Source organism: Ruegeria sp. BHSA163 (genome assembly GCF_059613365.1).
In genome coordinates this window covers 1-11513 of the sequence record NZ_JBXWSJ010000086.1, presented here as the reverse complement: position 1 = coordinate 11513, position 11513 = coordinate 1, and the positions used below count along the sequence as shown (strand labels likewise).

10 protein-coding genes and 1 pseudogene are annotated in these 11513 nt (G+C 52.1%); 1 reads left to right on the top strand and 10 read right to left on the bottom strand.

The genetic code is table 11. The features are described from left to right. The 3 genes from cls to AC2FNV_RS22245 all read right to left on the bottom strand — a co-directional run. Positions 1-1256, bottom strand: a 1256-nt coding sequence (gene cls / locus AC2FNV_RS22255) for a cardiolipin synthase (RefSeq protein WP_496774551.1), incomplete at its 3' end; no start/stop codon positions are given. 23 nt (positions 1257-1279) lie between these two features. Then, positions 1280-2254 carry an HAD family hydrolase gene (locus tag AC2FNV_RS22250; protein WP_496774550.1) on the bottom strand — a complete coding sequence of 325 codons (975 nt, stop codon included), beginning with the start codon at positions 2252-2254 and terminating at the stop codon, positions 1280-1282. A gap of 75 nt (positions 2255-2329) precedes the next feature. After that, positions 2330-3940 carry an arylsulfatase gene (locus AC2FNV_RS22245; RefSeq protein WP_170608682.1) on the bottom strand — a complete coding sequence of 537 codons (1611 nt, stop codon included), beginning with the start codon at positions 3938-3940 and terminating at the stop codon, positions 2330-2332. Between the two features lie 201 nt (positions 3941-4141). Between AC2FNV_RS22245 and AC2FNV_RS22240 the strand changes: the two genes are divergently transcribed. Continuing rightward, the gene (locus AC2FNV_RS22240) at positions 4142-4822 is read left to right on the top strand and encodes a Crp/Fnr family transcriptional regulator (protein WP_170608681.1); all 681 of its coding nucleotides are present in this window, start codon (positions 4142-4144) and stop codon (positions 4820-4822) included. A gap of 2 nt (positions 4823-4824) precedes the next feature. Here the strand turns inward: AC2FNV_RS22240 and AC2FNV_RS22235 are convergent, their stop codons facing one another. The 7 genes and pseudogenes from AC2FNV_RS22235 to AC2FNV_RS22205 form a co-directional block, all read right to left on the bottom strand. Then, positions 4825-6045 (bottom strand): BatD family protein, encoded by a 1221-nt coding sequence (locus AC2FNV_RS22235; protein WP_170608680.1) that lies wholly within the window; start codon positions 6043-6045, stop codon positions 4825-4827. Then, entirely contained in the window at positions 6042-7547 is a 1506-nt protein-coding gene (locus tag AC2FNV_RS22230; protein ID WP_170608679.1) for a VWA domain-containing protein, read from the bottom strand. Before AC2FNV_RS22230 ends, AC2FNV_RS22235 begins: the two co-directional genes overlap by 4 nt. Continuing rightward, positions 7544-8527, bottom strand: coding sequence for a VWA domain-containing protein (locus AC2FNV_RS22225; RefSeq protein ID WP_170608678.1), 984 nt, complete (start codon positions 8525-8527; stop codon positions 7544-7546). The genes AC2FNV_RS22230 and AC2FNV_RS22225 overlap by 4 nt, the downstream gene beginning before the upstream one ends. Beyond that, on the bottom strand, positions 8524-9000 hold the full coding sequence (locus AC2FNV_RS22220; RefSeq protein ID WP_170608677.1) for a DUF4381 domain-containing protein: 477 nt from the start codon (positions 8998-9000) through the stop codon (positions 8524-8526). The genes AC2FNV_RS22225 and AC2FNV_RS22220 overlap by 4 nt, the downstream gene beginning before the upstream one ends. Further along, positions 8997-9944 carry a DUF58 domain-containing protein gene (locus AC2FNV_RS22215; protein ID WP_170608676.1) on the bottom strand — a complete coding sequence of 316 codons (948 nt, stop codon included), beginning with the start codon at positions 9942-9944 and terminating at the stop codon, positions 8997-8999. Before AC2FNV_RS22215 ends, AC2FNV_RS22220 begins: the two co-directional genes overlap by 4 nt. Positions 9945-9963: 19 nt before the next feature. Beyond that, a complete protein-coding gene (locus AC2FNV_RS22210; RefSeq protein ID WP_170608675.1) occupies positions 9964-10941 on the bottom strand; it encodes an AAA family ATPase in 978 nt (325 codons plus the stop codon). 113 nt (positions 10942-11054) lie between these two features. Then, positions 11055-11513 (bottom strand): annotated as a pseudogene (locus AC2FNV_RS22205) (acetoin utilization protein AcuC); the annotation flags it as partial.

Genomic DNA, 11513 nt, shown 5'->3' with positions numbered 1-11513 from the left:
ATCGCCTCGAAGTTCAATCGAAATGACCGGTTGTCTAGATTGGTTGTTCCGACAGCAGCCAAAGTGTCATCGACTACAAATGCTTTCTGGTGCAGGAAGCCGTCCGTATAGCGAAGAACCTTTACCCCGCACTCGCGAATTTCGTCGAAGTAGGCAAACGCGGCCAGCCAAGGTAGCTTGTGATCAATCACGTCAGGAACCAGAATACGTACATCCACCCCCCGCAGAGCAGCGTGCTGCAACGCAGTCATTATGTCGATATCCGGAACAAAATAGGGTGAGGCTATCCACACCCGTTCATTTGCGCCAGCGATTGCAGAAAAGAACATCATAGCTCCGGTTTCGGAATCGTCGCCTGGCCCGGTCGCCACTAAAAGCGCGTTCATGTCTTGCTCAGACTCGCTGCCGGCCCAATCCAGTTCATCAATTAAGTCTTCGTCGCGGGCCCAATGCCAGTCTTCGACGAAAATCAGCTGCAACTGCCTGACAATGTGGCCCGTCATTTTAATGTGAGTGTCGCGCCAATGTCCGAATTGGGGATTTTGCCCCAAGTATTCGACACCGACATTGTGACCACCGATAAATCCGGTTTCCCCATCGATAACCACCGTTTTGCGATGGTTTCGATAGTTTAACTGAAATCGAAAATTCGGGCCGCGCTGCTCTTTAGGGTCTGCGACATCAATACCCGCTTCTTGCATCGCTTCTAAATATGCGGAGGGCAGACCGTAGCTGCCGACCGCATCTGTCATGAACCGGACATGAACGCCGCGTTTCGCAGCAGCAATCAGTTTTTCCTGTAACTCCTGACCCAGTGAGTCATCGCGCACGATGTAAAATTGAATTAGAATATAAGACTTGGCACTTTCGATGGCCTCAAATATCGATGCGAAAGTAGCCTCGCCATCTATCAGCAGCTCCGCACCGTTGCCCCGCGAAACTGGTAGGTGCGCCAACGCTTCGAAAGGGCGCGGATTTATGCCCATCTTGTCTGGGTCAGGCCGCGAGAAGTCTGCGAAGGTCTTGATCCCTTCCACAACGCGCTCGCTTTCCTGTCGGGCGATGCGATAGCCGCGAAATCGGTGATGACCAAGAAAAAGATATAAAGGCACCCCAAGTACGGGCGCAGTAATTAGAAACACCACCCAACCCACAGCGCCTTGCGGCGTACGGGCAGTCTGTGCAGCGCGCACCGCAAAAAAAACCGCAGTGCTATACAAGCCAAAGAGGAATAGCGAAACAAGCAAAGCCCACATCAGGTTCTCACAATTCGGGTCGTTCAGTTCGCCCCAGTGTAGATGCGCGACCAATCATTCGCCATATCTACTAGCACCCATCCCATTTCGGGGCCTTTTTCGAGACCTTCTACCAACTTTCCGACCGGGCTTTCACGGTCGTAAGCCCACTCACGTTTTGCGTCCGTATGGTGGACCAGGATTCCCAAACGCCTGCCGTCTCCTGCCGTAGTCCATTCTATCATCGCAAAATCACCGTCCGAATTTCCTGCGGCAATAATTGGCCTTCGACCGATCGTCCGTTCTATGTTTATTGGCTTGCCTTCTTTGTCGTCGACAAAGGCGATGCCAGGTGCCTTGGCAATAACAGGTTGACCATTTGTCGTGTCAAACGTGGTCTCGCCATAGGTCCCAAGAACTTGTTCGGGGGGGATGCCATATGCGTCTTCAGCAAAAACCCTCATGAAATGCAGTCCGCCACCGGAAACGATAAAAGTCTTGAAACCTTCGTCCCTGAGATAGCTCAGAAGTTCGACCATCGGTTGGTAGGTCATTTGGTTGTAGGGCAATCCAGTTGAAGGGTGTCGAGCTATATCAAGCCATTCTGCTACGTCGGCCTGAAATTCATCGACCGTAACTCCTGAATGCGATGCGTTGACAACCTCGATCAGCGCATCGTGTCCGCCCTGCAAAACGGTATCCAAGTCCCCTTTGGCTGCCGCCTGTAAAGCAGGGGTGGAGAGGATTGCGGGATCATCTTTGGCGAGATTAGCCAGCCTGTCCATCGCAAATATGAACTGAAAATAAACCGGTTGCTCAGCCCACAATGTGCCATCGTTATCGAATACAGCTATGCGCTGGGCTGGCGTTACATAGTCTGGGTCGGATGGGTCCGTCACTGCTGCGACAAACTCGATAATCTGTTTCTTTGCTTCATTGTTGTTCCAGCTGGGCAATGGATCGCCCAAGGACATCAGGGGAACACAGAAAAGCAGGGCGCTCAGAGAATAGTGTCGCATGAAATTCTCGTGTGTTTACAAGATGAAAAGGGCCGCCGTTGAATTGGCGGCCCACTTAGGTTTTTTTTGCCTTTCTTAGTTGTTTGTTGGTGAGGCCAGTTTTTCCATTACCTGGTCGAGGTTAAAGCTTGCAGCTTTCTGACGAGGTGGGAATTCCTGGAACGTGGCTAAGAAGTTGCCAACATATTGTTGCGCAGGAACCAGAAAATAAGCCCTATCCAACAGCCAGTCATAATAGGTGTTGGAGGTTCGATAGGCGCGCTCGTATGGGTCGCGGCGCAAGTTGACGATCAGCGGAATCCGAAGCTCGGTCCATGGCTCGATCCAAGCGCGCAAGGTCGCCCAAGCTTTCTGTTCCAGGAAGATCAGCTTCCAATCTTCGAACCGCAAGGCGGTCAGGTCGCCGTCATCAGAGAAATAGAATATCTCTTTACGCGGACTTTCGGCGGACTCGCCGGTAAGTAGCGGCAGGATGTTGTATCCGTCCAAGTGCACTTTGTAGTCGCGCCCCATACCAGGAGAGCTGTATCCATCCATCAGCTTTTGTTTGATGTCTGGGTCTCCTGCAACTGCAAGGTATGTCGGCAGCCAGTCCATGTGATGAACGATCTCGTTTGTCACCGATCCTGCCTCGATCTGACCGGGCCAGCGAACCATCGAAGGTACACGCCAGCCACCTTCCCAATTGGTGTTCTTTTCCCCCCAGAATGGTGTCGCAGCAGCGTCCGGCCAAGTATTCATATGTGGGCCGTTATCCGTCGAGTAATGAACGATCGTGTTATCAGCTATGCCCAGCTCATCCAGCAAGTCCAGCAACTGTCCAACATGCATGTCGTGTTCGATCATCCCGGCCGTGTATTCATCTGCAACGCCACCAATGATTTCATTGGCCTGAGCCCGCATTTCGTCTTTGACATGGGTGCGGAAGTGCATGCGCGTACCGTTCCACCAAACGTAAAATGGCTGTCCCTGTTCATGCGCGCGTTTGATGAAATCGATGGCTGCAGCGACCGTTTCGTCATCAACGGTTTCCATGCGCTTCTTGGTCAATGGGCCAGTGTCTTCTATGGTTCCATCGGACTTTGATTTGATTACCCCACGGGGACCATAGGCTTCGCGGAAAGTGCGTCCGTCAGCCAGGACCATGTCGCCCGGATAATCTTCGTTTTCAGGCTCTTCTTCGGCGTTCAAGTGATAGAGGTTGCCAAAAAACTCATCAAATCCGTGGTTTGTCGGTAAATGCTCATCTTTATCGCCCAAGTGGTTTTTGCCAAATTGACCGGTCACATAACCGTGGTCTTTGAGTAACCCGGCAATTGTGGGATCTTCGGTTTGCATACCAAGATCAGCTCCTGGCAAGCCAACCTTGGAAAGACCTGTCCTGAAAACAGACTGGCCCATTATGTACGATGATCTGCCCGCAGTGCAGGATTGCTCACCATAATAGTCGGTAAAGATCATGCCCTCGTCGGCAACCCTGTCGATGTTCGGGGTCTGGTATCCCATCAGACCCATTGTATAGGCAGATATGTTCGACTGGCCGATGTCATCGCCCCAAATCACAAGGATATTTGGCTTTTGATCCTGCGCCCAGACGGGCACCGCCAGCGCAAAAGCCACAGAGGCGACGGCGAAACGGCGCAAACCGCGACGCCAACTATCTGCTATGGAAAAAGGTGGTGACATGATGAGCTCCCTGAATTGTTTGGGTCTTAATGACCCGTTTATTGAAAAGTCATCGATGGCGGCTAGTTTTCTATAGCAATCCGCCAACAAGTTCCTGAATCCCGGCGATAAAAAACCTGAATAGGACGGGAATCGTACCAAAGTAGTCTAGGCTATGATAATACCCTGAAACCTATCATATGATGAGATTGATGAATACTAATGTTTGATATTCAGGATGATAGAAAGCAATTGTTGGCCACTGGTTGGTTCGGCTCGCGGGGAGCTAGGTTTCAAAAGGATTTGCTCGAATGCGCCACCAAAAAGACTTTCGGAGCGTTTGAAACCCTTTATCACAGCGGCGATCCTGCCAACGGTGTTTACACCGTTTTGGACGGCGCGGTACAGATCACGGCCCCGGCCGACGATGGTCAAGAATTTGTTCTTCATCGTCAGGGAGGTGGTTTTTGGATCGGCGATTTAGCTTTGTTTGCTGATGCCCAGAGACTGGTTAGCGTGGTCGCCACGCAAGAAACGCGAACGTTGTTTTTTCCGAGCACCCGAGTGGACAGATTGGTAAAGGAAAACCCTGAATACATTCGGGATTTTTACGCTTTAACCCACGAGAATATGCAAACAGCCCTTCGTATTATGGCTAACCTTGCGGTCACTGGTACGGAAAAGCGTTTGGTGCTGCGACTACTTCATCTGGATGAAGGAACGTCGAAGTCTAATGGATGGATAACGGTGTCGCAGGATGAACTGGCAGAAATGGTTGCCGTGTCGCAGCCAACACTTCATCGCAATCTTCACCGCTTGGCAGATCTCGGTTTAATCGAACTTGGCTACGGCCGCGTTCGACTGAGAAACCGCCGAAAACTCATCGCAAGCTGTCAAAGTTGACTTCATGGATTGAGCGGAGGAAGTTTTTCTGGTCGTTTTTCACTCATGAGCCGCAAAGATTTCAATTCTGCTATTGCTTCGGACCATTCCTCAGCGTTGGGGAATGCCTTACCCGAATACCGCCTTGCGCCTATGTCAGCCAGTCGATTTTCAATCCCAGCGACATCAGAAGGATCACAGAGGGCTTTCAGTGAATCCAACGCCGAATAAGCTGCAGAAAGATCATGCTCTTGGAGAGCGTGCTTGAGTTTTTTTTGCACGATTTTCGGTGACGCCTCATACGCAATACGCCTCTTGGTCCTCCACGAGTTTATACGAGGACGCAAAAACCGCACAAACGCCCATATAGCGACCGCGAGCAAGGTGATCCGAAAAACAAAGGTTCTTATAGTGTCGGCGTCAGGTGGTTCCCACTTGGGGGGGGCAAGCGTCAAACTTACTGCTTGGATGTCGATGGTTTCCACATCGTCCGTTTCTAGGTTGTACCATTGGACAGATATTGCTGGCAGCTGTGTCTCGCCGCCGTCCTGTGCAAGGTAAACGACTTCGTCGACTCTTTGACCAGAAAGTACACCTCGGTCCTCGTTTTCCGTAAAGCGAGGCTCTTTGGGATATGCGCGCAGCAGCGGGTCCTGCACCTCGGGTATCATTGTTGGGATTAGGAAGGGTGTTGTTCCCGATATTTTGGCGGTCAGTCGGCGGGTTATGGCACCTCCGTTTTGCATGTCGGTTTCGCCTTCAATCTGCTGATTCAGCCCAAAATCCGTGGCGAGGATCAACGGATTGAGATCTCTGGCTCCTTCGGGCACCGTCGCCGTCAGGGTAAGGGCAGGCAGCGGGACCGACACCTGCTTCGGTTCGTTTGTTTCGGGGTCAGCAAACGTCACATTAACGTCCAGAGCGCCCAGATCGATGTCTCCTGCCTGTAAAGGGTACAGACGATAACTACGCTGGACGCCCGACCAAGTTTCACCCTCCACGGACTCGCTTATGGGACCAGACGCCCCCTCCGGCAGGCGTACAAGCAAGTTTTCTTTTTCCAGCGACGGAAACACAGGTGGGGACGGCATGAAAGTTGGCACCAACACTTTGATTCGAACGATAGCCGGTTGCCCGACCACAACTGGATCGCTTGGTGCTGCAATCGTCACTTGAGGCTGCTCCGAGGCTTGAGCAAACCCTCGAATTGGAAACAGCAACATGAGGAATATGACGTATCTCATTGCTGTTGCACCTGATTTTCCAACAAAAATCGATTGCGTAGGAAGTCTTGCATGTCAGTGTCGATCGTGCTGATCCACTGATCTGCAGTCATTGCCTGCCCACCATCAACTGATGCGTTGATGGTTGTTTCTTTACCGCGGCCTGCCTCATTATCAAAAACAGTGTCATCAGCCCCAATTCCGGCTTCTTCACCAGTATCCGACTGTTCGCGCGTGGTTTCGACGAACTCAAGTATGGCTTTGGATACTGCTAGGTTGTGCTGAGCCTCAGGCCAATCTGGGCGGCGTTCCAAGGCTGTCTCAAAGGCGGAAATGGCAGGCCTGTATTCCCGGTTGCGGATCCTTGCGATGCCTTCGGAAAATGCAGCCTCTGGCGTATTCAACTCAGCGAAAATTGCGGATGCTTCGGGATATTGCCCGGCCTTAAGATGAGCGTATCCCCGTCGGTACGGGTCCTGAAACAGCGCGGCGGCTTCAGCAAATCGTTTTTGATTCATTGCGATTTGGCCTTGTTGATCGGCTGTTAGGAACCAGTCTCTCCACCCATCGGCGAAAACGGGTCCGGATGGCGAAGTAAAGAACATTATGACGAATGCCCAACGTATGACCCAGCCTCTGCGAAACCACAGAAGGGACAACAACGCAGCAGGCCACACGAGGATCCAACCGCGGTCTTCCCAGTCTAACCGATTATCATCATCCAGTGCAGCTGAATATGCTGACTGAATTCTGCGCTGAAGTAGGGTGATATCCCTGTCATCATTGGAAAAGGGAACAACAGTGGCGTTGCTCAGCGTGTCGATCTGCGCGATGCGTTGATCGTCGGGCAAAGTGGTAAGAAAGAATAACGGCACGGTCGCAGTCTCGAAACCGGTTAGTTGCGAAGGGTCAAGATCGTCCAGGACAAACAGCACTGCGCCGGGAGTTTCACTATCGAATAAAATCGATTCTGATAAAGACAGTGCATCGGCAGCGGCGTCGCCCTGCTTTGGCATAACGGCTGGTGACAGCCCTTCAAGGAGTGGACGCAGGATATTAGCATCCTCTGTCAACGGAGCGACGCGATGAGATGTTCCGGCGTAGGCGATCAAAGCTGTTTGCGCACCTGCCCTTGCTTTTATCAAGTCAGCCACTTTGAACTTGGCGCGATCCAGACGCGACGGCGCGAGGTCACTATTTTCCATACTGTCGGTGACCTTCAAAGCTATGACCAGCGGAGCCGTATCCGCGATTAAAGGATTGGGCGCCCGAGACCAGCTAGGACCGGAAACCGCTAAAGTAATCAGAATTGCCGCGATCATTGCGAAGTCGACGGGGTAGGCTTTCTGTGTTTCACCTGCCCCAATCTGCAACACTCGTGCAAGATGCGGGGCAATCCCCGCCGGCAGTTGAGCGTCAGATTTTGTTCTTGGTCTCACAAGCCACCAAATGACAAAAATAGGGATTAGCAACAGCAACCAATATGTTCGAATAAAATGGAATTCCGCCAGCGCGCCGATCATGCCGTACCTCTGCGCCTTTGAATGACATACTGCCCCAGGGAACCGCCAAGTATAAGCAAGAGCGCAATTCCCAGCGGATAGTGTGCCATACTTTGGCGTGGGCGATAGCTCTGTGTTTCGACCGTTCGGGGATTGAGCTCGTCGATGCGCTGATAGGTTGCTTGCAGCGCGGCCTCATCGTCGGCATAAAAATATTCCCCGCCAGTACGGTTAGCGATGTCCTGCAGCGCGTCCAGATCAACTCGATCTTCACCCGACGCGTTGGGGTCGCCGACCCCGACCGTGTAAATTACAACGCCTTTGTCTGCTGCGATAGCAGAAGCATTGACTGGCGTCATTCGGCTGGACGTGTCAGCGCCATCGCTCAATACAATCATTAATCGTTGTTCCACGTCGCTTGACTCGAACGTGCGGATACCCAGACCGATAGCATCACCAAGCGCTGTGTTTGGGCCTGCCATTCCCACTTCGGTCTGATCCAAAAAGCCATTCAGGCTTTTTAAATCTTCAGTGAACGGTGCCTGAACAAATGCGCGGGTGCCGAAGATAATCAGGGCCATGCGATCGCCTTTCCGATTAGCGATGAAATTACTCAGAACGTCTTTGACCGCTGCTAGGCGTTGTTTTGGCGTGCCATCAGGTGCTTGAAAGTCTCGCTGATCCATCGAACCAGAAATGTCGAGCGATAGAACGACGTCGCGCGCCGACTTTTCGATAATTACTGGGTCCCCAAGTTTTTCAGGACGAGCCAGCGCAGTCAACAGCATCAACCAGATAAAGATTACCAAAACGGTCTGGGCCCACGTGCGGGTTCGAATGATAGACCCTGATCTCGGTTCGATCCCTGCAGCTTGAACCACATGGCGGAAGAACGGAATACGGATGGCGTTACTTTCTTCCCGATGCGGTGGAGCGACCCAAAATACCAATAGCGGCAAAGGCAACAGCAAAAACACCCATAGCGAAGCGAAAGAGATCATCGCGCTCTTTTCTCCGGTTGGTGGGTCCTGATCCACCGCTGAGCGAAATTAGTTAGACAGGGGTTGTCTGGATTGTCTCGATATGGCGCCTCCAAAAGAATCTGACCTAATTCGTTCGTTAGTTCATTTTTTTCATCTGTTTGCCTTAAAAAGTTCAGCCAATTTTCTCCGTACAAACTGGCAACTTGACGGCGTGGGTAAGCGACCAGAGCTGTCCTGCGAAGGATCTCGGCGATTTTAGCCGGGTTGTCGTTGGAAACTCCCAATTCCAACAGTGCTTGGCGCCGGTAGGCGTTGATATTTCGATGCCGGAGGTAGGTTAGCGCAGCGAGAGCAATCAACCCAAAAAGTAAAACTGCTAAAACAACCCACCCCCATGTCTGAGGCATCATCGAAATTGGGTTTGGCACTGGGGCCGGCTCTAGCATGTCTAGCAACTCAACAAGCGATTTTCCTTCAACATCAACGCTCATTGCCGACCTCCTTGATGGCCAAAGAGCTTTAGAAGTTGTTTGAGGGTCGGTTCAGCCGTAGTCAGCGGAACGATCGGAAATCCATATCTGCGCGACCAGAGTTGAAGTTGGTCCAGGCGATCCTCCATCGCGGCACTAATGCGAATGGATAGTTCAGGATCGGAACTGTCGAGCTCAATCTGCTGATTGCCATCAGAAACTGTCAGCTTTAGATCGGGCTTTAGCGCCTTGGAACTAGGGTCGGAAATATTAAACAGTATCAGGTCGTTGGATGCCGCCAACCTGCGTATCAATTCTTCCGAAGCTGCGTCCAATCCATCGAAGTCGGAAAACACGCAGACGATAGTGTTATTGTGCGCAATTCGTATCGCCTGAGTAAGAACGTTGTTCAAAGTGACCGTTGGTTCAGGCTGCATGGACGCATTCAACATTGAGTTCAAAGCGCCGACAGACGAAAGGAACCGGGTCAGTGCAGCAGCGCGGCGTTGTGGTCGGTGTTCCGCCAGATCGGTATCGCCGAAAACAATACCACCGACCCGATCCCCCTGACCAAGCACGCGATGCGCGATTATTGCGGCCGCTTCCGCGGCTATGACCGATTTCATGAATGTTTCAGTTCCAAAAAACATCGAAACCCTTTGATCTAACAGCAAAAGAGCAGGGCGGTCGCGTTCTTCGGTGTAGACCTTGACATGGGGTTCGCCTGTTCGGGCGGTAACTTTCCAATCAATGGTTCGAATGTCATCGCCTGGCAAATAATTACGCAACTCTTCGAAATTCAATCCTCGCCCGCGCAAACGCGAGGCATGACGGCCATTCAAAATTGATTGGGCTGGCTGTCGCGGCAAAAGGCTGATCGCGCCCGAGTTTAGACCAAGCCGCAGCAGGTGGGGCCCATCGACATGGATGCGCGGATCATTCGGATATACGGCGGTCTTGGACACGCGGCTTTTTCCTCGGTCGTCAGGGCAACGCCACAAGGCGAAGAATTTCTGCGATTACGTCGTCTGCAGACTTCGCATTTCCTTGCGCTTCAAAACTCAACGTTATGCGATGGCGGAACACATCGTGTGCTATCGCTCGTATATCTGCGGGATCAACATAATCGCGCTGGTTCATCCAGGCGTGCGCTCGACCGCATTTGTCCAACGCCAACGAAGCGCGCGGGCTGGCGCCAATTTCGATCCAACTGGCAAGTTCAGAACTCAGGTTTTCAGGCGTCCGAGTGGCTTGTACTAAATCCGCCATGTAACGGTCCATAGCATCAGAAACGTGAATATTCCCAATTTCGGATCGGGCCTCAAAAACGATACTCTGCGGTATCGGAGACGGCGTTTCGGATGGTGTTCCAGCTCCGGCCGCGATTTCTTCGCCGCGGACCAAACGTATAACCTCGACCTCATCCTGAACCGGCGGATAGGTAATCTGCACATGCATTAGGAAGCGGTCCATCTGGGCCTCGGGCAGGGGATAAGTACCTTCCTGCTCGATTGGGTTCTGAGTCGCCATCACGATAAACAGAGGTTCCATCTTATGCGTGGTGCCAGAGACGGTAACTTGCCGCTCCTCCATCGCCTCCAACAAGGCTGCCTGAACTTTGGCAGGTGCCCGATTGATTTCATCGGCAAGCACGATGTTCGCGAATATCGGCCCTGGTTCGAACCGAAAATTACCACCCTGATCTGTTTGCTGATACACTTCTGTCCCGGTTACGTCAGACGGCAACAGGTCAGGGGTGAACTGTATACGGCTGAACTTTGCATCTAGATTACGCGCCATCGCCTTGACTGCGCGGGTCTTAGCGAGCCCGGGCAAGCCTTCAATTAAAAGGTTTCCATTGGCCAGCATCCCGATGAGCAACCGGTCGATCACATCGGTTTGACCGATAATGGCCCGCCCCATTCGGGCTTTTAAGTCATTTATCTGATTGTGTGCATTCATTTTGGTGTCCACGCTCCGCCAACTTCTGTGAAATAGCGAGTTCGTCAGCCATGATCCTGGCGGGATGAAAAGTTTTGTAATGTCGGCAGGTTAGCAGGCTTTAGCGAATCGATCTACCGCGAAGTCCGAACCGCAAGTTGGCGGAGATCGCTCAGTAATTCCTGCCGAATTGCCCCATGATTTGGTGTATCTCTAAGAGTCTGAAACCAATGCAGCGGCGGTTTCCGTCCTGCGGCTCGGCTCCAATTCAAACTACTCAGAATTTGTTGTGATTGGGCATCCAAAAGCGCAGGGATTTCAAAGCCGTTCAACATTGCCCACACTCCGCTCCACAACCGTGCAACGGACCAAGGGTTATACCCGCCTCCGCCCAGAACCAGAAGTCGGGGAGCAAGATCGCGCAATTGCACAATAGTGCGCCAATGAGAATTATTGGACAAAGCAAGGCGCGACAGAGGGTCCTCGGCGACAGCATCTGCGCCGCACTGGAGAACAATTGCCTGAGGACGAAACGCCTCGGTCGTTGGTAGGATCAATTGGTCCAAGATGACGCTAAATTCGTCATCGTTTAG

What these genes read in the sequence shown, in the direction of transcription:
- AC2FNV_RS22220 (WP_170608677.1), bottom strand. Translation starts at nt 9,000, where the DNA reads ATGAGCGTTGATGTTGAAGGAAAATCGCTTGTTGAGTTGCTAGACATG.
- AC2FNV_RS22250 (WP_496774550.1), bottom strand. Translation starts at nt 2,254, where the DNA reads ATGCGACACTATTCTCTGAGCGCCCTGCTTTTCTGTGTTCCCCTGATG.
- AC2FNV_RS22230 (WP_170608679.1), bottom strand. Translation starts at nt 7,547, where the DNA reads ATGATCGGCGCGCTGGCGGAATTCCATTTTATTCGAACATATTGGTTG.
- AC2FNV_RS22225 (WP_170608678.1), bottom strand. Translation starts at nt 8,527, where the DNA reads ATGATCTCTTTCGCTTCGCTATGGGTGTTTTTGCTGTTGCCTTTGCCG.
- AC2FNV_RS22245 (WP_170608682.1), bottom strand. Translation starts at nt 3,940, where the DNA reads ATGTCACCACCTTTTTCCATAGCAGATAGTTGGCGTCGCGGTTTGCGC.
- AC2FNV_RS22240 (WP_170608681.1), top strand. Translation starts at nt 4,142, where the DNA reads ATGTTTGATATTCAGGATGATAGAAAGCAATTGTTGGCCACTGGTTGG.
- AC2FNV_RS22235 (WP_170608680.1), bottom strand. Translation starts at nt 6,045, where the DNA reads ATGAGATACGTCATATTCCTCATGTTGCTGTTTCCAATTCGAGGGTTT.
- AC2FNV_RS22210 (WP_170608675.1), bottom strand. Translation starts at nt 10,941, where the DNA reads ATGAATGCACACAATCAGATAAATGACTTAAAAGCCCGAATGGGGCGG.